The following is a 21,614-nucleotide window of genomic DNA, read 5'->3' on the forward strand; positions in this document are numbered from 1 at the left end:
AGGTAGGGGTGCCAGGTTATCCGAGTCTATGGTTCGTAACGGAGGTGAACCGTACCAGAAGGAGCAAGAGGCCAGAAAAGGTTGGAGCAAAGATAAAATAACTAGAGAGACAGGAGTGGTAAAATGGATCTTTCAATTTTTATGGAATATGCTTGGGTGCTGGTGGTGCTCATTGTGCTGGAAGGACTGCTCGCTGCTGACAATGCGTTGGTACTGGCGATCATGGTTAAGCATTTGCCGGATGATGAGCGGAAGAAGGCTTTGTTTTATGGTCTGACCGGTGCTTTTGTTTTCCGGTTGCTCTCATTGTTCATTATTTCGTTCCTGGTTAATGTGTGGCAGGTGCAAGCGATAGGTGCCTTGTATTTATTCTTTATTTCACTGAACCATATTATCCGGAAAGTCCTGATGAAGAAGACAGAGCCCACGCCGGAAGAAGCATTACTACCAGATCAAGTGAAGAAGAAGTCTGGCTTCTGGATGACGGTGTTAAAGGTAGAATTGGCCGATATTGCCTTTGCGGTAGACTCTATTCTAGCGGCAGTAGCCTTGGCTGTGGTATTGCCAGATACGCCTTTGCCTAGCATTGGCGGCATGGATGGCGGACAATTCCTGGTCGTCTTCCTCGGTGGGTTTATCGGGATGATCATTATGCGTTTTGCGGCTAACCTATTTGTGGGACTGCTTAAACGCAAACCGGGACTGGAGATAGCAGCCTTTGTCATTGTTGGGTGGGTAGGTGTCAAGCTGGCAGTTTACACACTGGCGCATCCTTCACTCGCGATGATTCCCGAGAGCTTCGCTAAAAGTCCGGCATGGAAATTAACCTTCTATGTGGTATTGATTGCAATTGCTTTAGCTGGCTGGTTCTTGTCCAAGGACAAGAAAGAGATGAATGCTACTTCTGGCGAGAAGCTTGAGGTTTCCCAGGCGGACAGCCAGGCATAATGTTGCTGGTTGGCTTATTTAAATCATAAATAATAAAGGACCTTCTAAGCTCATGATCTATTGGCAGCTTCTGCTTCTAGTAGATCAGACAGGCTTGGGAGGTCCTTTGCTTGTAAGTATGCTATAAGGGTTGTTGGCTTCTACCGTCTAAGTTACAGCTTAACCCAGGCCATCAAGCCATCCGGCTGGTCGGGATTGATGCCGTGGCGCTCGGCACTGGAGAGCGCAGCGATTTGCGGGATGAAGATGAACGGAATACCACGAACTGCGGCATCCAGCGGCTGGTCGGTCGTAATGGCCAGATCAACGATATCCTGCGGCAGCACGTCTGCCCGGTCGGCAAAGGCAATAACGGTAGCTTCGCGCTCCTTGAGATCCTGCATGAGCTTGCGTTGATGGTCCACATCGTTGTCAGACAATGCGGCGATAACGAGCGTTTCCCGCCCAATCGTCACCATCGGTCCATGACGAACATCGAGAAGATGATAGGCGTGGGCTTGTGTTTTGGCGATTTCTGTCAAAGCAATTGCACCTTCTGCGGCCAATCCCTGAAGCTCCCCGTCGGCCAGTACGACAGCATTACTCCAGGCAAAATCGGAGGTACGGCGAATTCCCTCCTGGGTACGAGCCATGTAGGCTTCACCTTGCTGAATGGCTGCTTGCAAATCGGCAATCAACGCTTCATCGCTAGCCAGAAAGGCAGCCAGCAGCAGGTTAACCGCATAGAGGTTGGTGACCGTACGAGTCTGGCAGACGCTATGATCGAAGGCCCAGGGCAGGGCCAGAGCACAATCGGCTACTTGGGCGAGTGGAGAATTTTCGACACAGGAGATGGCTAGTACCGGAGTTCGCTGCATAGCTTGAACCTGGCGAAGGGCCTCCATGACTTCGCTAGTGCTACCTGAACGTGACGGCGCAATGAGCAGCGTGCCTTCAAGTAGGGTGCGGTAACGCCGGGCATGAAGCATCAGGTCACCGGCAGCCAAAGCTACCGCAGGCAGGCCCGTACGTAATCGAAAAGTAAATGCCGCCGCTTCACTTAAGCAATAGCTGGAGCCACAACCTACAAAGGTTACGCTCTTTACGTCTTGCGCCTGCACAAAGGCAGTTAGTTCCTCACGCTTAGATAGCATATAATCGTAGGTTTGCTGTAAAGCCTGGTATTGGCCCTTAATTTCACTATAGGTCAAACTCATAATAGGTACCCTCCCACATACAAAATTAAATGACGCTTTATGTCAATTTTATAATTGTTTCACTCAAAAAATCAACTAAAAGATATTTATGATCAAAATAAATCACTTATACTTGCAAAATGAAGATTTATTTTTTATAAAATGATTGAAATTATCAAATATAAAGATTATTATAATCACAAGTACAAAATTTATCCATTTTTCATGAAAGGAGGAATCGGAATGCCACTCATCTCGTCCACGGAAATGCTGCAAGTTGCTCGCAGGGAGAAGTACGCTGTCGCTGCCTTCAATGTACATACCCTGGAGATGCTTCAGGCGGTCGTTGAAGCTGCAGTAGAGACGGAATCCCCGTTAATCATCCAAACGACGGTAGGCACCGTCAAGCATCTGGGCCCGGATTACATTGCCCATGCGGCGAAGACGGCGGCGGATCGCACGGATTTGCCGATGGCACTGCATCTGGATCACTGCACGGATTTTACGACCATTATTCAATGTATACGTGCTGGCTACACCTCGGTGATGATTGATGCTTCAATGTACCCTTTCGCAGAGAATGTAGAGCAGACCCGGAAAGTCATGGAGGTTGCCATAGCCTCCGGCGTAAATGTAGAAGCGGAGCTGGGAAAAGTAGGCGGGGTTGAGGACAACATTGTGGTGGATGAAAGGCATGCCTCGTTGGCTGATCCCGAAGAATGCGTACAATTCGTGGCACAGACGGGTGTACTCACGCTTGCCCCGGCGATTGGAACGGCACATGGTATCTACAAGGGGCGTCCCGACATTGATTTTGCCCGGATTGCCCGAATCGCCGAGTTGGTTGATATTCCTTTGGTGCTGCATGGTGGCTCCGGTGTTCCGGCCGAGCAGATTCATCAAGCCGTGGCGCTGGGCATGTCGAAGGTGAACATTGCGACCGAATTGCGAATTGCCTTTTCTAATGCCATCAAGGGCGTATTTACGGATCATCCTGAAGAGAATGACCCCCGTAAATATATGGTTCCGGCCAAGGCAGCGGTCAAACAGTTGGCTATGGAGAAGATGCGGCTTTGCGGAAGTATTGGCAAGGCGGGCATGGCGCGTTGATAACGGTAGCTGTATTGCAATCTATCCTGGCATCCTCCACAATAGAGCTAACACGGCTGGGCTTGTCAGCCCGGACATATTCAGAGGTTGTTTAAAGGAGAGAGCCATGCAATCAAAGGGTGAATTGCGCCGAGCGAAGACGCTCGAATTGATCAAATCCCACGGTAAAATTTCGTTGCAGGAAATCATAGAAGCGATGGGTTGTTCGGAGGCTACGGCCAGACGCGACCTCGATGTGCTGGAGAAGGCCGGAGGGATCATTCGTACAACAGGCGGGGCGATTTACGAGGGAGCGCTGATGCCTTCGGCTGCGGAGTTGCCTTTTGCCGCCAAGCGAGATTTTAAGCGGCTGGATAAGGAGCGGATTGCCCAAGCGGCGGCTGCACTTGTTCAGGAAGGGGATATTATTTGCCTGACCGGGGGAACTACGACGTTCTTTATCGCCAAAGCGCTGAAGCAGCGCCAGAATATTACGGTGGTTACCAATGCCGTGAATATCGCCTTTGAGCTTGCTGATGCAGACGGAGTTCAAGTGGTGGTCATTGGCGGTGTGATGCGTGCCAAGAGCTATGAACTGAGTGGTCCATTAGCGGAGAATGTGATTGATAAGATCAATATTACCAAGATGTTTCTGGGGGTAGACGGAGTATCGTTGAACCACGGCTTCACGATGCATTCCGAGCTAGAAGCCCATATTGCCCAATTGATGATGGAACGTTCAAGCAGCGTGTATGCTGTATTCGACCAGAGCAAGCTGGAGAAGAGCGCTTTATTTACGATTACTCCGCTGAATCAGGTAACGGGCGTAATTATGAATAAACCGCCGGAGGGATGGTTTGAGCAAGCGTGCCGGGAGCAGCTGATTGCCATACATACACCCCTAGACCATACGGCTTCCGTATAAAATACGCCTGATATCCTCAAGCAACCTCCCCTTCAGATGCTGACTAATATGCGGAAGATAAGGGGATGTGCGAATGCGGTTATCCAAACGGATGTTAATACTTGCGGTGATTTGCGTCATGTTCGTCGCGTCAGGCTGTACAGGCTCCTCGGCTACCAGCGGCGATGCGTCCGCAAACCCGCAAGGCCAAGATAAGGTGAAGCTGGTCTTCTGGAGCCACCAGGAAGACGCAATTGTAAACGCATACAAAAAGCTCGTTGCTGAATTTCAGATCCAACACCCCGATATCACCATTGAGTATCAGACCTTTCCCTATGATGTATACAATCCGAAGCTGAAGGCATCCTTCTCCGCAGAGACACCGCCGGATGTAGCCGAGATGTTCGGAACCTGGGTACCCGCTTATTCCAAAAATGATTTGCTCGTCGAAATACCTGATAGCGAACATGTGCAACAGGAGTATTATGACGCCCCCATAGGTGCGTATTTACGTGATGGCAAGCTCTATGGCCTGCCGCTGGAATACAACATCGAGAACGGCGGGATGCTGATTCATCCGCAAATGCTCAAGGAGCAGGGCTTGGACCGGCCCCCGTCCACCTGGACAGAACTGGTCGAATACGCCAAGAAGCTGACGGTCCGTCAGGGGAATACCTTGCAGATTAAGGGCTTCGACTTCGTGTCCTCCGACAATATTACTTTTACCTTCCTATCCTTGATTCTCCAGCAGAATGCCAGCTTCTGGGGCGAGAATGAGCATGTCAACTTTCAGACGCCAGAAGCTGAGAAGGCCATGTCTGAGCTGGTCTCTCTGATCGCCGAGCACAAAGTTGCTGATTTGACGACCTTTGGCGGCGAACTCGACACCTCCGATTATTTCTTCCGGGGCAACTCAGCGATGACCTACCGCGGTCCGTGGACCATTTCAGCAGGTTTGAACAACTATAAGGTCAGCGACTTTGAATACGTACCTGTTCCTTCGTTCACGGACAATCCGCCTTCCTTCGCGGCTGAATCCGGCTGGGGTCTGACCGTGGCGAAGCGAAGCAAGCAGCAGGAGGCAGCTCTAAAGTTCGTTCAATTCGTTTCACAGAAGGAGAATCTGGCTACTTGGAACACGGACACTTTTACCGTTCCAGCCAAGAAGGAAATTGCCGAAGACCCCGAATTTTTGAACAATAATCCATACATGAAAACACCGATAGAAGCCCTACCGCTTGGTCAATGGATTGGCCCTGTGGCGGATCGCGACTATTTCTTCAAGCAGGTCAATGACCACTTTCAATTAATGGTTACGGGCCAAATGAATGTGAAGGAAGGACTCACGAAGATCGAACAGGCCATTAACGATAACCAGGACCAACATAAGCGATAGGGGTGTGTTCGGGCATGCGTGTTGCTGTTTCGGCCGATAAGGCCAATAAGTTGAAACGAGCGGGGAGAGCAGCGGGCCTGCGGGCCAAGCGGAGGTTCATCCTCATCTCGCTGATACCGATTCTGCTGTTGTTTGGCGTGTTCGCTTTCCTGCCCATCGCCTGGAGTTTGGGGTTATCTGTCTTTCAGTATGATCCGCTTAGCTCCAGAGCTATCTTCGTAGGCGCAGAAAATTATATTCGCATGGCCAGCGATGCCGTGTTTTTGAAATCGTTATGGATTACGTTCAAATTCGTGGCGATAACGGTTCTGGTCAATATCGTGATTACATTATGCATCGCTTCCGCAATCCAGCGAGTCAGAATTCCATGGCTCAAGAGCTTGTTCCGTACCTTGTTCTTCTTGCCAACCATTGCGCCGCTGGCAGGAACGGCTATCGTATGGAGTACGATGTTTAATTATAACAACGGTCTGTTCAATCTCATTCTGGTGAAGCTGCACCTGACTCCCATTCATTGGCTGGCTGATCCCGGGTATGCCCTTTATTCCGTGATCCTGATGACCTTGTGGGCGGATATCGGCTATAACGTCGTGTTGTTCATTGCCGGACTGGATTCGATCCCGGACATGTACTATGAAGCTGCGTTGCTGGAAGGGGCGGGGAGATGGCGTATTTTTTTTCAAATTACAATGCCTTTGCTGCGCAGAACGCTGTTATTCGTGTCGGTAACAACGGTAGTTTCTTATTTTCAGGCGTTCCCGCAATTCCAAATCATGACCAAGGGGGAGCCCTTCAACGAGACGCGGGTGCTGGCGTTACACATTTATGATCAGGCCTTTGCCGGCTCCAATATGGGCTATGCTTCTGCCATGGCAACGGTGTTCCTCATGGTTATCCTGCTCGTTACGCTGGTGCAATTAAGAGGGGGACGCGCCAATTGGGAGCATTAAGAGGAGGTAGAGTCCATGCTGCATCGACGTAGCGCTTGGGACGGAGTAGTTATATTTGTATTGGCTGTAGCGGCTGGCATCATGCTGGTGCCGTATGTCTGGATGGTCCTGTCTTCCCTGAAGAGTAATATGGAAATCGTAGCGGGTACAGGAGGATTGATACCCCGGGAGCCTAGTCTGGAAGGATATCGTACGGTGTTCCGGGATGCTCCGTTTGTGACCTGGCTGTTCAACAGCTTGGGAACCTCCATTGTGATAACGGTGGCAACCTTGTTCACCAGCGCACTCACGGGATATATTTTAGCCAAACATCAATTTAGAGGCAAAAGGGTGCTGTTCATTCTTATTCTGGCGACCATGATGATTCCATTCCAGGTGATCATGATTCCGACCTACCTCATCACGGCTGAGCTTGGACTCATCAACAATCTGATGGCCATCGTGTTGCCTTGTCTGGTGAGCTCCTATGGGGTGTTCCTAGCCAAGCAATTTATTGAGGAAATTCCGCAGGAACTGCTGGAGGCGGCCAGAATGGATGGGGCCGGAGAGTTCAAGCTGATGCTGCGTATTGTGACGCCGCTGATTTTGCCTATGCTGTCGGCTTTAGGCATCTTCACGTTCATGAATTCCTGGAACAATTACCTATGGCCTTTAATTGTGTTGAATGACGAGAGCAAAATGACGGTTCCGCTGGCCCTGGTCTATTTCAATGGAACGCATATGGTCAATTACAACGTGGTGATGTCGGCGGCAGTTCTAATTACTTTGCCGGTGATCGTAGTGTTTCTGATCTTTCAAAAGCAATTCATCAAAGGCCTGACCATGACAGGCATGAAATAGGAGTGTGGAGAGAGCGATGACGAAAATTTCCATTATCGGGGCAGGTAGTGCCTTCACTAGAGATATTGCGATGGATATTCTGATGATCGAGGGCTTGGACGGGGGAACGATTGCCTTGGTTGATATTGATGAGCGGCGGTTGGAGCTGGCTCGCAGACTCGTCTTGAAGATCGTGGAGATGACGGGCAAGTCGTGGAGGGTGATCGCCTCTACCGACCGCAGGGAGGTTATTGGGGGATCGCGGTTCATCATCAATCAGATTGAAGTTGGCGGTCTGGACACCGTTCGCTATGAATATGAAATTCCGTTAAAATACGGAGTCAACCAATGTATTGGAGATACGCTAGGTCCGGGTGGGCTGTTCAAAACGCTGCGAACACTCCCCAGTTGGATTGAAATTGTCAGGGATGTGGAGGAGCTATGCCCGGATGGGATGATCCTGAATTATACCAATCCCATGTCAGCAGTTACGTTGCTCACCTCCCGCATCACCGAGCTTCCGGTGGTAGGGTTATGCCACTCGATTCAAAATTCATCGGCCCAACTGGCGGAATATGCCGGAATTCCTTACGAGGAGCTTCACTGGAGGGCCGGGGGAATTAATCATATGTCCTGGTTTGTGGAACTAAGCCATAAGGGACAGAATTTGTATCCCATCCTGCTGGAGAAGATCAAGGACCCTGAATTGCTGCGGCAGGACCCGGTTCGTTTTGATGCTATGAAGTATCTGGGGGCCTTTGTCTCGGAATCCAGCGGCCACTTCTCCGAGTATATTCCTTATTATCGCAAACGCCAGTCGCTAATCGATCAGCATTGCAGCACAGGGTATAATGGAGCAACTGGCTTCTATGCCGATAATTGGCCGATTTGGCGTAAGGAGAATGATGAAGAGATCGTGCGTCAGCTTGAGGGGACTTTGCCGCTGGAACTACAATCCAGCAAGGAATATGCGGCGGTGATTATTGAGGGGGTACTAAAGGGCGAACCCAAAGTAATCTACGGTAATGTCCCGAACCGGGGATTGATCGAGAATTTGTCACCGGATGGGGTAGTTGAAGTAGCTTGTCTGGTCGATGCCAAGGGGATTCAGCCTACTCGTTTTGGCAAGCTGCCAGAGCATTTAGCAGCCTTATGTCGTTCGAACATGGCCTTCTTTGATCTGGCGGTTGAGGCGGTCCGACAAGGCGACAAGGAAATGGCCCGTCATGCCCTGATGGTAGACCCCCTGTCGGCGGCGGTTTGCTCTCTGGAGGAGATTGGCCATATGTTTGAAGAGCTATATGAGGCGGAGCAAGGTATTGTTCCGGTGCTGAAATGATGGGCAGCCAGAGCCGAGGAATCATGGACTCCAAGCCAATCGTTGTTGTCGCCGGAGAGCTAAATGTGGATATTATTGTATCGGGCAACGATGTGATGCCGGAATGGAATCGGGAGAAGCTGGTGGAAGGCTTTGAGATCGTGTTGGGCTCTTCCTCTGCCATTACGGCCTGTGCCTTGGCAAGTCTGGGGGCAGACGTGCGGTTTGTTAGCGTAGTGGGGGAGGACGACTTCGGGCGGTATTGTACCAATGAGCTACAGCGTATGGGGGTGAACACCGAGCATGTGACAGGGCTACCGGGGATCAAGACCGGGGTGACCTTGTCGTTCTCTACGCCAGCGGACCGTGGCCTGCTAACCTATGCAGGCAGCATTCCGCTGCTGAAGCCGGAGCTTGTCCCGGAGAGGCTGCTTCGCGAGGCCCGCCACCTCCATTTCGGGTCCTACTATTTGCAGGACGGTATGAGACCGCATTGGCCCGAATTGTTCCAAAGGCTACGCTCAGACGGCATTAGCACGTCCTTTGATACGGGGTGGGATGTGGCTAACCAGTGGGATCGTGAAGGGATTAGCACGCTCTTGGGCCATACAGATTTGTTCATGCCCAGCGAGGATGAGCTGCTGCACATTTTCCCGGCGGATCAGGTTTCTGATATGCTAGAGTCGGGGTTACCCCCGGTGGCCGGGCTAGTGGCCGTCAAGCAAGGCTCCCGAGGAGCTTCGCTACGTGAATTAGACGGGAGCGTGAGCCGGGCGGAACCCTATCAGGTATCACCGGTAGATACGACAGGAGCGGGCGATTGCTTCAATGCGGGTATCATTTACGGTTATTTGCTTGGTCATCGTGGTGGGGAGCTCATTCAATTTGCCAACGCTTGCGGGGCAGTATCGACGCTAGGAATTGGCGGTACGGGAAGCTTGCCGACCGTGGAGGCTGTCAGGAAGCTGCAGGCGGTAGTCAAAGCATGAATTTGCCTGCCAGTTGCTGAAGCATGACGGGAAATTAGCTGCAATTTGATTACAGGGACCGATCAACAGCGTGCTGCTAATATGCAACCCCACGTCTGTTTTCTCAGGCAATTGCTCTACTAGAGAAGAATTTTCACTATATCAAATTGGATATATATTTAAAATATTTCTATTATATAATATATTTAGAAATAATTTACTATATTTGAATCTAAGGAGCTGACATTAATGTTGAAATTAAAACCATGGTCCATCGTCGTACTGAGCTTGATTCTGGGCTTCGTTCTGGTAGGCACCTCGGTACATATGCCGGACGTATCGGCGGCCGGGGCTGAATATTATGTAGCGACAAGCGGTAGTGATTCCAATGCAGGGACCAGCACTGCGCCATGGAAGACTTTGCAGCATGCGGCTGACGTCGTACCTGCGGGGAGCACAGTCTATGTGCGGGGTGGCGTGTATAATCAAAAGTTGAAAATCACCCGTTCAGGTTCTGCGGCTCAAGGCCCTATCGTGTTCACTAACTATGGAACGGAACAGCCGATTCTTGACGGTACCGGACTAACTGTTAGCGGTTCCCAAGGATTGGTGGAGCTTGAGGATGTAAGCTATGTCACCGTTCAGGGCTTCGAAATACGCAACTTTACTACGACTTCCCGAAATGCCGTGCCTATAGGCATCTATGTGCATGGGGCAGGCGGATTTATTACGCTGGCCGACAATAAAATCCATGATATCAAGAACACCGCTACTCCAACGGGCAGCGACTTGCTTGGCCGGGATGCCCATGGTATTGCTGTATATGGAACCAAGGCACCTGCCTCCCTTCATGATCTTGTGATCAGCGGTAATGAACTTTACAATCTCGTATTGGGTTCCAGTGAATCCATGGTGCTTAACGGGAATGTCGATGGTTTTGAGGTCCTTAATAACCTGGTGCATGACAATGACAACATCGGGATTGACCTGATCGGCTTTGAAGGGACAGCACCTAATTCGGCCTATGACCAAGCGCGTAATGGTCTGGTGAAGGGAAATCAGGTGTACAATATTACTTCCAATTATAATCCATCCTACGGCAAGACGCTTCCGAACAATAGTAACGGGGCTGACGGCATTTACGTGGATGGAGGTAAGGATAGCATTATCGAGCAGAATTACAGCTATAACAACGATATCGGTATTGAAATCGCCTCAGAGCATGCTGGCAGATCGACCAGCAATATTACGATTCGCAGCAACGTTGTCTATAACAACCGGTTAACCGGGATTGCCATGGGCGGATATGATGATGAACGTGGCTCTACGGTCAATTGCAAGATTGTGAACAACACCGTATATAAGAACGATACGGTAGGCGATGGCAGCGGCCAGTTGTATGTCCAGTTTGATACAAGAAACAACATCATCAAGAACAACATCTTTGTCGCCAGCTCTTCGGATGTGCTGATTTACAACGAATATACCGAAAACTCTGGCAATGTAGTCGATTATAACCTGTACTTCACTTCTGGAGGCAGCAGCGAAGCGGGCTTCACGTGGAAGAACAACGATTATTGGGGATTTTCCGACTATAAAGCGGGAACAGGCAATGACGCTCATTCCCTGTTCCTGGACCCCAAATTCGTGAATGCCGCCTCAGGCAACTTCCATTTGCAATCCTCCTCGCCTGCCATTGATGCCGGTGATACAGATCATGCGATTATCGGAACAGAGGATATCGATGGAGACCCACGAGTACAAGGTGCTGCCGTCAACATTGGCGCTGACGAGTAAATATCGATTCACTTTACGAGGGTAGCATATAGCAGCTAAAATAATAAGATCCTAGGGCCATGCGGCTTTTCAGCCGTAGGTCCTAGGGTATTTATTTTCGTAATCTTTTTAATCGCCTATTAATATGTCATTCTAGGGTATGTTTGACCAGTCTTACGTTGTGAGGTGGTAAGACGGATACTGACCACTGCCATCCTTCAGTCAATTCGACTAGACTCAAAAAATGGCCATGGCCAGCACCCGTATCTATGCCAAGCTTGCCATCTGCAAACCACAGGTGATCTGGCTGCAAGCCAAAGCGGTAGGTGGATGTATGACCAAACACGACCGTTTTGCCCGGGGGGCCAGGGGTCTGAAAGAAGGGATCACGAATTTCCGTCAAATCCTCGGGAGTTTGCTCATGTAGTGAAATGCCTGGACGCAGGCCCGCATGAACGAACAGAAAGTGTTTGTATTCCGCCCATAGCGGCATTCCGGCGATGAACTCCTGGTAGTAGGTTGATACCGCTTTATGGTCAGTGGACTTACTCGGTACCTGGTTCAGCCACTTACGCTCGTTATTCCCCTGAAGTGCGATAGCTCCATCGACGCATAGCCTATGAACCAACTCCAATGTACCTACAGAGTCCGGTCCTTTATTCACGTAATCACCGAGCAGGAATAGCCGATCGGCTTGTGAATTATATCCTGCACAATCCAGTAGATACTCCAGCAAATGACCATAGCCATGAATATCCGAGACAGCAAATAATTTACTCATCGTCAGAGAGAGCACGGGCCGCATACAGCATGACATTCTGCGAAGGAACCTGAATGGTCAACCGGGCGCCCGGCTCTACCCCCCTGTCATGAAATAAATGGAGGGGTTGTCCGTCATCCGTCTTCACAATCAATCGCCATCTTGTGCCTTCATAGATTGCCTGTACCACCTCTGTCTCAAGCATGTTAGCATCAGTGGATAAGGGCTCCTGACCCACAGAAATGTTCTCGGGGTGAAGCATCATCACACCTTCTCCTGAGTAAGCGCCTGGAGTCATTTGCACTCCCTGAATCGGGGCTCCTGCTGCCAATGTCACCAGATTGCCATGAGCTGCAAATTGAACCTTTAGGCGGTTATGATAGCCCATCAATTGTGCTACCCAAGGGGTGGCTGGCCGTTCGAACAGCTCGTCGGGAGTTCCGATTTGATCGATGCCGCCCTCGCGGAGCACAAGAATGCGGTCGGCTATGGTGAAGGCTTCCATGCGATCATGTGTTACATACAGAGTAGCGATAGACAGTTCGCTGAGCAGGCCCGCCAATTCGCCGCGCATATCCGTGCGCAGCTTGACGTCCAGATTGGATAGTGGTTCATCCATCAACAGGAGCCGGGGACCTGTCGCCAGTGCCCGGGCGATACCTACCCGCTGCTGTTGACCACCGGATAGTTGGGCGGGTAGCCGTTCCAACAGTCCGTTCAGCTTCAGCAGGGATTGAAGATGCTTCAGACGGCTCTGCATTTCGGTCTTGTCGACTTTGCGCCGCTTCATACCATATTCAATATTCTGCCGGACCGACATATGTGGCCACAGGGCATAATCCTGAAATACCATATTAATTGGCCGATTTTCAGGAGGAACGTAATGTCCCTTCCCCTTCTCCACAGTAACGCCATTTATCTCAATCTCACCATCATCAATTCGGGTCAATCCAGCTACAAGCTGGAGCAGCGTCGATTTGCCGCAACCGGAAGGACCCAGAATGCAGATACGTTCGCCTTCGTTGACTTCAAATGAAATAGGCTTTAGTACCTGTTGTGTGCCATATGCTTTCGAAACGCCTTTCAGCTTTAAAATCTTACTCAAATGATAGCCCTCCTAAACTAAATCCTGATTGCGGTTCCCGTCCAAGCGGCGGAATAGCCATCGGCCGGCTGCCTGCAACGCCACAATCAGCAATACGACGACGGAGCAACTGACCACAGTAGCAGCGGTTGCGTACCCATACCTGGAAAATTCAAAGGCACGGTCTATGACTAGCGGCATTAGCGAATAATTAGCGGGCTTTAGCATGGATGCCAGAGCCAGATCGAAGATGCTTGTGCCGAACGAAGCCAGTGTTGCCATGAGCAGTGACTGACGTACAAGTGGCAGAACAATATGCCGCATCCGGTCAAACACACCTGCTCCCTGAATTGCAGCAGCTTTGAGCATGGTGCCCGAAAGCGCTCCGAACGAGCCCATCTGTACGCGTACGGCATAGGGAATGGCCCCAGCGATGCCTGCAATGACCAGCAGTGCCGGTGTACCATATAAATGAAGGCCAAGAGGCTCCAGCCACTTTTGATTCCAGATGAAGATGTAACCTATACCGAGTACAACCCCTGGAACAGCCAGGGAAATGACAGAAAACAACTGAAGTGCCGATTTGAAGCGAGATTCCGTGAAGCTTAGCACATACGCAGTTACGAAGCCAATCAACATGCTGAACACGGCCGCTGCAGCCGCAATCGTTAACGAATGGTAGAGCCCCTCCAGATACTCGAGCAGCCGATGATCCCCGGCTACGCCGGTGAACAGATTAAAGTAGTGCTCCAGGGTCAGGTTCCCTACCGTAAGCCCTTCTCCCATTTGTTTAAGTAAGGATACAGCCGCACTTGTCCCAATCGGAATACCGAGGCAGACCACCAGGAAGCCACCAACTACGATGTTGTAGGCCCAGCCGTGACGAGGCTTCTCTCTCACCGTTCTGACGGCTTTGGCATTCAGGAAGTCAAATCGCGAGCGGCGCAGGGCAAACAGCAGTAACGCCATGGCAAGCGCAAGCATGACAACAAGATAAAAGGCCAGAACTCCAGCCATATCAAAACGAACGGGCGATTGATAAATAGCGGAGTAGATGGAATAGGTCAACGTCGGGAATTTGTAGACGGTGGCCAGAGCGGCCGGAAGACCAAAGTCCCCAATGGTGTCCATAAATACGAGCGTCCAACCGGCGAGAAAAGAAGGCAAAGCCAGCGGAAAGTCGACGGTTCTCCAGACCGTAAAAGGCTTAGCGCCGTTCAGTCTGGCGGCTTGGCCGAATTGCCGGACATTCCATTCTGTGGCGGACACAATGGCCAGGTAGGCCAACGGAAATTTGCTGAGCGCCATAACAAAGACGAGCCCGGATGGCTGGAAAATAAATGACGTAACAAAGGTCCAGCCAAGCCATTGATGGACAAGGCCATCGGCACTGGCGAACAGTACCCAGCCTTGAGCAATCATAAAGGATGGAGCAATCAGCAATAGCCAGGCTGCCGTATCAAGTAGCCGACCAGCGGCGAAATTCCAACGGGCACGAACCGTGGCGAGCGCTCCGCCTATGATGGTTCCGAAGGTGGCCGAGCCAAGAGCCAGCAGTATCGAGTTCCAGAGCGACTGCCGCCATAGTGGACGGTGAAAAATTTCAGTAATAAGCCCAAAGCCGCCATATTCCAACTTCCCGAAGAAAAAGCCAGGAAAGACAACATTAATTAGAACAGCCTGTAAGGGCAGAAAAATAAAAAGGAAGAGGAGGAACGTTACCGCGCCCCCCCAATGTGCTTCCGTGGTTTTCATCTCAGGGCTCCTACTTTACGTTTTGATCAGCGAACCAGGTCTTGATTTCAACTTCATGCTCCGCGGCCCACTCGGCTGACGGTAACAGGAACTTACCGCCCTGTTCACGTTCGCTTCGTCCTTCAACACCTGTAACAAGCGGAGTAAAGAAGCTTTGTGTGGATTCGAGTTCTGTCAGCATTTTCTGAGTTTCCGGTTTAAGCATATATTCGATAAAAGCTTTGGCTGCTGCCGGATTTTTAGTTGCCTTACTGATGGCGGCAACGCGCAGACTTCCCGGCGCCCCTTCCTCCGGCCAGATGACTTCGATGGGCTCGCCTGTCATCTTCAATTCATAGGCATTATGCTCCTGTAGGGCGGCTACCTGAATCTCTCCGCTGAGCAATGCTTTGCCAACGGGACCATTCTTAGGGTAAATGTGTAAGCCATCCTTAAAACGCTGGGCATATTTGGCCTCCCCTTCTTCAATCCCCCATTTCTCAAACAAAGCAGAGACGAGAGGATAAGCAGGAGCGGCGACTGCCGGATCAGCATGTCCGACCGGACCCTGGAAGGCAAAGAACTCATCCCATGTTTTAGGTGCTTGATCAGGAGTGACCAGCTTCGTGTTGTAGGCAATAACACCAGAGGCGTGCAGGCCTATTGGGAAATACGAGAGGTCGCTTGGAACGTATGAAGTGCCAAGTTCAGATAGATTGGCCAGATTACTTGGCTGCCAGCCTGTTAGCAGAAAGTCGCGGTCGGCCAAATTCCGCACCGAGCCGTGGCCATCCATCATCAACACATCCCATTGGGGGTTGCCTTGCTCAGCCTCAATTTTGGCCAAGGCCTCACCGCCGCCGTAGTGGACGGCTTCTATTTTATAGCCTGTCTCTTCAGCAAACTTCGGGGCAATAAAGTCAACAAAATCGTTGCCGTATAAATAAATCGTTTTGCCTGTATCTTCAGAAGTCTCCGCAGGCTGTTCTGTTCTCGTTGCTGGGTCTACCTTCTTATCGTTTCCATTCAAGTCTGCGGAGTTAGCCCCGCAAGCCGATAGCAGAAGAACGACGGATAAGAGCGCCGTCATTAGAAGACTTTTGTTGTTTCTCTTTGTTTTCATGTCACCCTCCATGTTGTGTATTCAATGATTCCATTGCATAATCGATTACTTCTCTAGTCTAGTGGGCTCGTATCATCCAAAAATTAACCCCACGTTAATATAAAGTTAAATAAAATCTATAACATATAAATTAAGATTGATATTATCTATCTTTTATGGTGAATAAACAGGAAGAGGAGAGCTCTTATGAATTTGCAGCAGTTGAGAGCCTTTGTGCTGGCGGTTGAACTGCAGAAGCTGTATTTAGTGGCGCAAAAGTTAAATATTACGCAGCCAACAGTGACCTTTCATTTGAATAAGCTACAAGAGGAAGTTGGAGTGTCGCTGTTCCATACCAAATCGTATCATGTGATTAAGCTGACGGAGGCAGGGAGAGCCTTCTATCATTATGCCTCTCAAATCAGTGCATTATCTGCGGAAGCGGAGTCGGTGATGGCGGTCTATCAGGGGGTTCATGCGGGGAGGCTGGCGATTGGGAGTACACACACACCAGCTACATATATGCTGCCTCCACTACTGGAGCGGCTCAAGCAAAGCAATCCTGGGCTATCGATTCTCCTTGACGTCAGACCGGCCCCTTTTATCCTGGATAAGATTAAGAAATACGAGCTTGATCTGGGGATCATCTCACAAACGTCCATTGATGATCCTGATCTCATTGTGTTGCCACTGAAGCGCGATGATCTGGTTCTCATATGTTATCCCGGCCATCCGCTTGCTGAAATGAAGGAACTGTCGCCCAAGCATATAGCTGCTTATCCGTTTATTTCCCATGAGGAAGGTTCAATTAGCCGTAAGCTGATCGATAGTTGGGCTGAACAGCATGGTATCTCGTTAGATATAACTATGGAAGTATCCAGTTCCGCTGCACTTAAATCAGCCGTTATGCACGGAATCGGTTTTGGGATGGTTGCCGAAGCAGGCATTGGAACGCAGCAAGCCGAGGGGCATTTAGTTGTCCGCAAAATTCCTGGCTGGGCTGAGGAACGGTTCATCTACGCCGTGCGTCATCGGAACAAGCTTGCCAGTCCGGCGATGCGGATGTTCTGGAAGGCGATGGAAGAGCAGTGGGAGGACAAGCACTGACTGGGGGAAGCAAGCAGATCCTTGATCATTTTCCTGATCGTAGCCTGTGATTTGCCGAAAATATCGGTAAGCTCCTTAAACCACAACTAATGTTGGGTAATCAGCGTCTCTAAATATAGAGGTAGCAACGTTTCATAAAATGGACGGAGAGGGAATACTTAGGAGTCATTTATCTATTAACAACCTTAGGAGGAATAAAAGTATGAGAAAAATGGTCATTTTGCTTGCTCTAGTAGTCAGCTTTAGTTGGGGAGGCTATACCCCTGCTCATGCAGCGGTGAATTATAACCAAAGACCTGTGAAAATCAATGTTAATGGTGAGTTTATTCCATTGGATGTACACCCCACTCTGGAAAATAATCGTTTGTTTATTCCTATTCGTTCCTTGGCGTCATTGGGGATTCATTACAGTTTTTCTTCAAACGTAGTGACGTTAAAAAATCAAAACGGAGAATACTTAAAAATTACGGTAGGCAGCAAGGTCGCCTACAAGGGGAACCAAAAAATACAAATGGATCAGGCCGCCAAAAATGAGAATGGGCGCGTGCTTGTTCCTATTCGATTTGTGAGTGAGGCCTTGGGCTATCAGGTCGAATATGAAGCCCTGCGCCAAATGGTTTTTGTGAGATCCGAAAGTTATCATTTTGATATAAGCCAGATTACTCAAGAGGACCTGCAAGCCACACGTAAAGCAGCCATTTCTTTGCCTATTAAGTTTAACTTTCAATCGTTTGATTCTCCTGGCACCTATCATGTGTATTCTTTCCCGGTAGGAAGAGCTGATACGTACATGTTACAGGACGGTCACAATACAACTCTTGTGGAAATTGAAAATGGGACAGCAACGGCGATTGGTCAATTTGATGATTCTGATCGCTCCAAAACCTCCGGGGCTATTCTTCCTCATTTTATCTTCGATACGGACCCCCTTTTTGAGGCCTATAACAATAGTAACGTCTTGTTTATGGATAATAGAAATGGAACAGCCAAAGCTATTTACGGGGATGAGAACGGTAAAAGAATAGAAATAATGACAAAACTCCATGTGTATTCTGACATCATTCAAAACCTTCCTAAATAATAATTGCAGAAGGGAGATCTGCCCGGCAGATCTCCCTTCTGTTTATCAGGCTTTTTCAGCGAAGCAATTGAGCCTCCGCGCTTTTCTTCTTTATCTGTCCTCTCCCTGTCCGGTCCGTGACCCATGTTTGTCCGTTTATAGGCCGATGGTGACCGGGAATCCGCGATACAATGATAGTGTCGAAGAAGAAGGATACAACAACATAAAGCTTGCGCAGGGCCGTGAATGAGACTTTCACGGCCCTGCTGTTTTCTCGCCGGTTCCAGGCATTTGGACCGGCTATTCGTGTTGGCGGGACCCCTTGCACCGGTTCACTGAACCACGCAGGCGCTATAGAGGAAGGGCGCTCCTGGCATAAGGCAAGTCTAAGGTCCCGCTCGTAGAATAACAAGTCGCAAAACGTCTGGAACAAGGCGGAGACAGCAACACGCAAGCGAAGCACGAAAGCAGGTGAGGAGTCTATTTTGACACAGATGACTTTGAATGACGTTGTACAGAGCCTGGCTCATGTGCTCACCGCCGGTATCCCGGAGGTCCCTGTGTATACAGAGAAGCAGCCTGGGGAGACAGAAGGGCCCTATTTGCTCGTACAACTGGCGAAGTCGGAGCAGAGCCGAGAGCTTCATCGAAGGTACAAGCGTACCCATTCGCTGGAGGTGCAATTCGTTCCAGGCGGAGCGGATAGCCGGGTGTCTACCTATGACATGGCAGAGCGCCTTTATGAGCTGCTTGCTGACTTTGGCATGGGCGATGGTTTGATGCCGGGTAGCGCTTTGGCCGCACAGTGGCAGGAAGATGGGGTACTACACCTGCAACTGACATTTACCCAAATCGTCTGGTCGCAGGCCAGCGAAGAGATCAAGATGGGAACGCTCCGGCAGGAGGGAGAGCTTAAAGATGGTGTTTAAGAAGAAAAAGGCAGCCCAGCCTGTGCAGCGGACTTTCTCCAAAGCACAACTGCTGGCAGCTAACCGTTTCAGCGGTGTGGAGAAGGATATTCTGCATGTCGCACTGACGGATGAGGGAATTTATACGGCGGCTCAAGCGGAGCAGGCCGTGCAATCATTTATTCAAAGAGGAGTGAAGGAACATGGCTAATGGCACATGGACAACACAAAATAAAGTATCCCCGGGGACGTATATCAACTTCAAATCAGCAGCCCGTGCAGTGGGTACAGTGGGAGAACGAGGGGTGGCTGCTTTTCCGGCACCCTTGCCTTGGGGCCCTGAGGGAGTTATCAAATTGGAGGCGGAATCCTTCCTGCAAAATGCAGAGAAGCTGCTGGGCTTCGGGGCAGCCGATGCTAGAATCCGTCATATCGCAGCCGCTATGGCTCACGCCAGCCAAGTGCTTATTTATCGGCTTGGGGCCAAGGGTGCTGAACAGGCCAAGGCTACGGTGGGCGAACTGACAGCAACGGCCAACTACGGCGGTACACGTGGTAACGACCTGCAGATTATTGTGCAAGCTAGCGTCGACGAGCCGGATCACTATGAAGTCCGCACTTTGCTCGAAGGCGAAGAAGTAGACGCGCAAATCGTAGGCTCCATCGAAGAGTTGGTGAATCACGACTTTGTTACCTTTACGGGGAGCGGTGAGTTGACGGAGACGGCTGGAACGGCGCTTGCGGGCGGTGTGGATGGTCCGGTAAGCAATGGCGATTGGACCGCAGCGCTGGCAGCTTTGGAAGCTGAAGAGTTTGACGTGCTGGGTGTACCAACCGATGATGCGGCGATCAAGCAACTGGCTGTAGCTTATACGAAGCGCCTGCGTGAGCAAGAGGGCAAGAAAATCGTCACCGTCCTCTACAATCACCCGCAAGCCAATTACGAAGGAATTATCAGCTTGAAGAACAGCATTATTACAACAGACGGCTTGACCGTGGAGCCTATTTACCTGCTATGGGAAATTACGGCCATGGAGGCCGCCGCCAATGTCAACGAATCCCTTACCTATACGGAGATCCCGAATGCAGCGGACGTATCCCCTAAATTGACTTATAGCGAGATGATCCAGGCGCTGCAAAACGGGGAGCTTGTGCTTACCGCCTCCAACGGCAAAGTGCAAATCCAACAGGACATCAATACACTGACTACTTTTACCCCGGAAAAAGCCAAGCATTTCAGCAAAAACCGCGTGGTACGGGTGCTGGATACGATTGCCCGTGATCTGCAACGGACGTTTGCTTCGAGCTACCTTGGTAAGATTGGCAATAATGCGGATGGCCGCAATTTGCTGAAGGGCGAGGTGCTGAGCTACCTGGGCAGCTTGCAGGGCATCGGTGCGATTCAGAATTTTGATGCAGAGAGCGACCTTGAAGTGCTTCCAGGCATCGAAGGCGATGCCGTCGTGATCAACCTGAATGTACAGCCGGTGGACAGCATCGAAAAAATCTACATGACCGTGACGGTCAACTAAGGAGGACGAAAGCATGGCAGGCTCTTTTTTTAATGTGAAGGATGCAGTAAGTGGCAAGCAAGCCAAGGCATTTATCAAAATGGACGGACGTACGGAAGAATTGTTTTATGCCAAAACACTGGAATCTACGATTGAGAAGACCAAGGTAGACGTGCCTACGCTGGGCAGAACCAGCACACCGCAACGTTCCGCGGGCTGGAAGGGTACGGGGACGCTGACGATTTATTATGTCTCCTCCTTCTTCCGTAATCTGATGCAGGACTATATCAAGAACGGGACGGACTTCTGGTTCGATCTGATGATTACCAATGAGCAGCCGGGGAGCGGCGCGGGCAAGCAGACGGTGTTCCTGCGGGGCTGCAACATCGACAGCATTATTGCGGCTAAATTCGATGCGACTGCTGACGATATGCTGGACGAGGAAATTCCATTTACCTTTGAAGACTATGACATTATCGAATCGTTTGGCACTGTTCAGCCAAGCAACTAAACCCATTCAGGAGGAGATTCACAAATGAGTGCTTTAACTGCTTTTTTTGCCCAAAATGCCGCCGCCGGACAGGTGGAGGAAGTCGTTGTTTCCGATCGTTTCAAGGATGAGAATGGAGCTGCCGTGCCTTGGCAGCTCCGCAGCATGACGGAAGAAGAGAACGAGACCATTCGCAAATCCTGCCAGCGCAAGGTGAAGGACAAGGGCGTGGTCAGCTACGAGACAAACACGGATGAGTATTTGGCCAAGCTGGCGGTCGCAAGCGTCGTGTTCCCGGATTTGAAGAACGCGGAGCTTCAACAATCCTATCAGGTGATGGGTGCAGACCAATGTCTGCGCAAGATGCTGCTGCCGGGTGAGTACGCTACGCTGGTGCAGAAGGTGCAACAGATTAACGGCTTTGACAAGAGCATTAATGAACTGGCGGACGAGGTAAAAAACTAATCGACGAGGGCGATGGCGAGGCGACCTGCGCCCTCTTTGCGTTAAACCGC

The 21,614-nt window shown here is 50.3% G+C and carries 21 protein-coding genes; 16 read left to right on the forward strand and 5 right to left on the reverse strand.

Annotation, left to right across the window (positions count from 1 at the left end):
- Window positions 1–123: 123 nt before the first annotated feature.
- The gene (locus AC1VOR_RS11205) at window positions 124–948 is read left to right on the forward strand and encodes a TerC family protein (protein ID WP_482617840.1); all 825 of its coding nucleotides are present in this window, start codon (window positions 124–126) and stop codon (window positions 946–948) included.
- Window positions 949–1,100: 152 nt separating this feature from the next.
- On the opposite strand, the gene AC1VOR_RS11210 is transcribed toward AC1VOR_RS11205, so the two are convergent.
- The gene (locus tag AC1VOR_RS11210; RefSeq protein WP_482617842.1) at window positions 1,101–2,144 is read right to left on the reverse strand and encodes an SIS domain-containing protein; all 1,044 of its coding nucleotides are present in this window, start codon (window positions 2,142–2,144) and stop codon (window positions 1,101–1,103) included.
- A gap of 222 nt (window positions 2,145–2,366) precedes the next feature.
- Here AC1VOR_RS11210 and fba point away from each other — a divergent pair, with 222 nt between their 5' ends.
- From fba to AC1VOR_RS11250, 8 genes are all read left to right on the forward strand, one after another.
- Window positions 2,367–3,233, forward strand: coding sequence for a class II fructose-1,6-bisphosphate aldolase (fba, locus tag AC1VOR_RS11215; protein ID WP_482617844.1), 867 nt, complete (start codon window positions 2,367–2,369; stop codon window positions 3,231–3,233).
- A 106-nt stretch (window positions 3,234–3,339) separates the two neighbouring features.
- On the forward strand, window positions 3,340–4,137 hold the full coding sequence (locus AC1VOR_RS11220) for a DeoR/GlpR family DNA-binding transcription regulator (RefSeq protein ID WP_482617845.1): 798 nt from the start codon (window positions 3,340–3,342) through the stop codon (window positions 4,135–4,137).
- A gap of 73 nt (window positions 4,138–4,210) precedes the next feature.
- Window positions 4,211–5,512, forward strand: a complete 1,302-nt coding sequence (locus AC1VOR_RS11225; RefSeq protein ID WP_482617847.1) for an ABC transporter substrate-binding protein — start codon at window positions 4,211–4,213, stop codon at window positions 5,510–5,512.
- Window positions 5,513–5,526: 14 nt separating this feature from the next.
- Entirely contained in the window at window positions 5,527–6,462 is a 936-nt protein-coding gene (locus tag AC1VOR_RS11230; protein ID WP_482617849.1) for a carbohydrate ABC transporter permease, read from the forward strand.
- A gap of 15 nt (window positions 6,463–6,477) precedes the next feature.
- On the forward strand, window positions 6,478–7,302 hold the full coding sequence (locus AC1VOR_RS11235) for a carbohydrate ABC transporter permease (protein WP_482617851.1): 825 nt from the start codon (window positions 6,478–6,480) through the stop codon (window positions 7,300–7,302).
- A 16-nt stretch (window positions 7,303–7,318) separates the two neighbouring features.
- On the forward strand, window positions 7,319–8,620 hold the full coding sequence (locus AC1VOR_RS11240) for a family 4 glycosyl hydrolase (protein ID WP_482617853.1): 1,302 nt from the start codon (window positions 7,319–7,321) through the stop codon (window positions 8,618–8,620).
- Between the two features lie 23 nt (window positions 8,621–8,643).
- Window positions 8,644–9,588: a carbohydrate kinase family protein gene (locus AC1VOR_RS11245; RefSeq protein ID WP_482617855.1), complete on the forward strand. Its 945-nt coding sequence runs from the start codon at window positions 8,644–8,646 to the stop codon at window positions 9,586–9,588.
- A gap of 228 nt (window positions 9,589–9,816) precedes the next feature.
- Window positions 9,817–11,364 (forward strand): right-handed parallel beta-helix repeat-containing protein, encoded by a 1,548-nt coding sequence (locus AC1VOR_RS11250; protein ID WP_482617857.1) that lies wholly within the window; start codon window positions 9,817–9,819, stop codon window positions 11,362–11,364.
- A 127-nt stretch (window positions 11,365–11,491) separates the two neighbouring features.
- Here the strand turns inward: AC1VOR_RS11250 and AC1VOR_RS11255 are convergent, their stop codons facing one another.
- The 4 genes from AC1VOR_RS11255 to AC1VOR_RS11270 are packed head-to-tail and all read right to left on the reverse strand — an operon-like array spanning window position 11,492 to window position 16,044.
- Window positions 11,492–12,124, reverse strand: coding sequence for a metallophosphoesterase (locus AC1VOR_RS11255; protein WP_482617858.1), 633 nt, complete (start codon window positions 12,122–12,124; stop codon window positions 11,492–11,494).
- Window positions 12,117–13,208: an ABC transporter ATP-binding protein gene (locus AC1VOR_RS11260; RefSeq protein ID WP_482617860.1), complete on the reverse strand. Its 1,092-nt coding sequence runs from the start codon at window positions 13,206–13,208 to the stop codon at window positions 12,117–12,119. Before AC1VOR_RS11260 ends, AC1VOR_RS11255 begins: the two co-directional genes overlap by 8 nt.
- A gap of 12 nt (window positions 13,209–13,220) precedes the next feature.
- On the reverse strand, window positions 13,221–14,942 hold the full coding sequence (locus tag AC1VOR_RS11265; protein WP_482617861.1) for an ABC transporter permease: 1,722 nt from the start codon (window positions 14,940–14,942) through the stop codon (window positions 13,221–13,223).
- Between the two features lie 10 nt (window positions 14,943–14,952).
- Window positions 14,953–16,044, reverse strand: a complete 1,092-nt coding sequence (locus tag AC1VOR_RS11270) for an extracellular solute-binding protein (RefSeq protein ID WP_482617862.1) — start codon at window positions 16,042–16,044, stop codon at window positions 14,953–14,955.
- A gap of 186 nt (window positions 16,045–16,230) precedes the next feature.
- Here AC1VOR_RS11270 and AC1VOR_RS11275 point away from each other — a divergent pair, with 186 nt between their 5' ends.
- From AC1VOR_RS11275 to AC1VOR_RS11305, 7 genes are all read left to right on the forward strand, one after another.
- The gene (locus AC1VOR_RS11275) at window positions 16,231–17,130 is read left to right on the forward strand and encodes a LysR family transcriptional regulator (protein ID WP_482617863.1); all 900 of its coding nucleotides are present in this window, start codon (window positions 16,231–16,233) and stop codon (window positions 17,128–17,130) included.
- A gap of 202 nt (window positions 17,131–17,332) precedes the next feature.
- The gene (locus AC1VOR_RS11280) at window positions 17,333–18,211 is read left to right on the forward strand and encodes a copper amine oxidase N-terminal domain-containing protein (protein WP_482617865.1); all 879 of its coding nucleotides are present in this window, start codon (window positions 17,333–17,335) and stop codon (window positions 18,209–18,211) included.
- Between the two features lie 473 nt (window positions 18,212–18,684).
- Window positions 18,685–19,119, forward strand: coding sequence for a phage tail terminator family protein (locus tag AC1VOR_RS11285; protein WP_482618313.1), 435 nt, complete (start codon window positions 18,685–18,687; stop codon window positions 19,117–19,119).
- The gene (locus AC1VOR_RS11290; RefSeq protein ID WP_482617867.1) at window positions 19,109–19,309 is read left to right on the forward strand and encodes a hypothetical protein; all 201 of its coding nucleotides are present in this window, start codon (window positions 19,109–19,111) and stop codon (window positions 19,307–19,309) included. The genes AC1VOR_RS11285 and AC1VOR_RS11290 overlap by 11 nt, the downstream gene beginning before the upstream one ends.
- Window positions 19,302–20,630, forward strand: coding sequence for a phage tail sheath family protein (locus tag AC1VOR_RS11295; protein WP_482617868.1), 1,329 nt, complete (start codon window positions 19,302–19,304; stop codon window positions 20,628–20,630). The genes AC1VOR_RS11290 and AC1VOR_RS11295 overlap by 8 nt, the downstream gene beginning before the upstream one ends.
- A gap of 13 nt (window positions 20,631–20,643) precedes the next feature.
- Window positions 20,644–21,120, forward strand: coding sequence for a phage tail tube protein (locus AC1VOR_RS11300; protein WP_482617869.1), 477 nt, complete (start codon window positions 20,644–20,646; stop codon window positions 21,118–21,120).
- A 24-nt stretch (window positions 21,121–21,144) separates the two neighbouring features.
- On the forward strand, window positions 21,145–21,564 hold the full coding sequence (locus AC1VOR_RS11305; RefSeq protein WP_059050224.1) for a phage tail assembly chaperone: 420 nt from the start codon (window positions 21,145–21,147) through the stop codon (window positions 21,562–21,564).
- The last annotated feature ends 50 nt before the right edge of the window (window positions 21,565–21,614 follow it).

This window comes from Paenibacillus sp. 1SOY10, from assembly GCF_056836745.1.

What these genes read in the sequence shown, in the direction of transcription:
- AC1VOR_RS11205 (WP_482617840.1), top strand. Translation starts at nt 124, where the DNA reads ATGGATCTTTCAATTTTTATGGAATATGCTTGGGTGCTGGTGGTGCTC.
- AC1VOR_RS11210 (WP_482617842.1), bottom strand. Translation starts at nt 2,144, where the DNA reads ATGAGTTTGACCTATAGTGAAATTAAGGGCCAATACCAGGCTTTACAG.
- fba (WP_482617844.1), top strand. Translation starts at nt 2,367, where the DNA reads ATGCCACTCATCTCGTCCACGGAAATGCTGCAAGTTGCTCGCAGGGAG.
- AC1VOR_RS11220 (WP_482617845.1), top strand. Translation starts at nt 3,340, where the DNA reads ATGCAATCAAAGGGTGAATTGCGCCGAGCGAAGACGCTCGAATTGATC.
- AC1VOR_RS11225 (WP_482617847.1), top strand. Translation starts at nt 4,211, where the DNA reads ATGCGGTTATCCAAACGGATGTTAATACTTGCGGTGATTTGCGTCATG.
- AC1VOR_RS11230 (WP_482617849.1), top strand. Translation starts at nt 5,527, where the DNA reads ATGCGTGTTGCTGTTTCGGCCGATAAGGCCAATAAGTTGAAACGAGCG.
- AC1VOR_RS11235 (WP_482617851.1), top strand. Translation starts at nt 6,478, where the DNA reads ATGCTGCATCGACGTAGCGCTTGGGACGGAGTAGTTATATTTGTATTG.
- AC1VOR_RS11240 (WP_482617853.1), top strand. Translation starts at nt 7,319, where the DNA reads ATGACGAAAATTTCCATTATCGGGGCAGGTAGTGCCTTCACTAGAGAT.
- AC1VOR_RS11245 (WP_482617855.1), top strand. Translation starts at nt 8,644, where the DNA reads ATGGACTCCAAGCCAATCGTTGTTGTCGCCGGAGAGCTAAATGTGGAT.
- AC1VOR_RS11250 (WP_482617857.1), top strand. Translation starts at nt 9,817, where the DNA reads ATGTTGAAATTAAAACCATGGTCCATCGTCGTACTGAGCTTGATTCTG.
- AC1VOR_RS11255 (WP_482617858.1), bottom strand. Translation starts at nt 12,124, where the DNA reads ATGAGTAAATTATTTGCTGTCTCGGATATTCATGGCTATGGTCATTTG.
- AC1VOR_RS11265 (WP_482617861.1), bottom strand. Translation starts at nt 14,942, where the DNA reads ATGAAAACCACGGAAGCACATTGGGGGGGCGCGGTAACGTTCCTCCTC.
- AC1VOR_RS11270 (WP_482617862.1), bottom strand. Translation starts at nt 16,044, where the DNA reads ATGAAAACAAAGAGAAACAACAAAAGTCTTCTAATGACGGCGCTCTTA.
- AC1VOR_RS11275 (WP_482617863.1), top strand. Translation starts at nt 16,231, where the DNA reads ATGAATTTGCAGCAGTTGAGAGCCTTTGTGCTGGCGGTTGAACTGCAG.
- AC1VOR_RS11280 (WP_482617865.1), top strand. Translation starts at nt 17,333, where the DNA reads ATGAGAAAAATGGTCATTTTGCTTGCTCTAGTAGTCAGCTTTAGTTGG.
- AC1VOR_RS11285 (WP_482618313.1), top strand. Translation starts at nt 18,685, where the DNA reads ATGACTTTGAATGACGTTGTACAGAGCCTGGCTCATGTGCTCACCGCC.
- AC1VOR_RS11290 (WP_482617867.1), top strand. Translation starts at nt 19,109, where the DNA reads ATGGTGTTTAAGAAGAAAAAGGCAGCCCAGCCTGTGCAGCGGACTTTC.
- AC1VOR_RS11295 (WP_482617868.1), top strand. Translation starts at nt 19,302, where the DNA reads ATGGCTAATGGCACATGGACAACACAAAATAAAGTATCCCCGGGGACG.
- AC1VOR_RS11300 (WP_482617869.1), top strand. Translation starts at nt 20,644, where the DNA reads ATGGCAGGCTCTTTTTTTAATGTGAAGGATGCAGTAAGTGGCAAGCAA.
- AC1VOR_RS11305 (WP_059050224.1), top strand. Translation starts at nt 21,145, where the DNA reads ATGAGTGCTTTAACTGCTTTTTTTGCCCAAAATGCCGCCGCCGGACAG.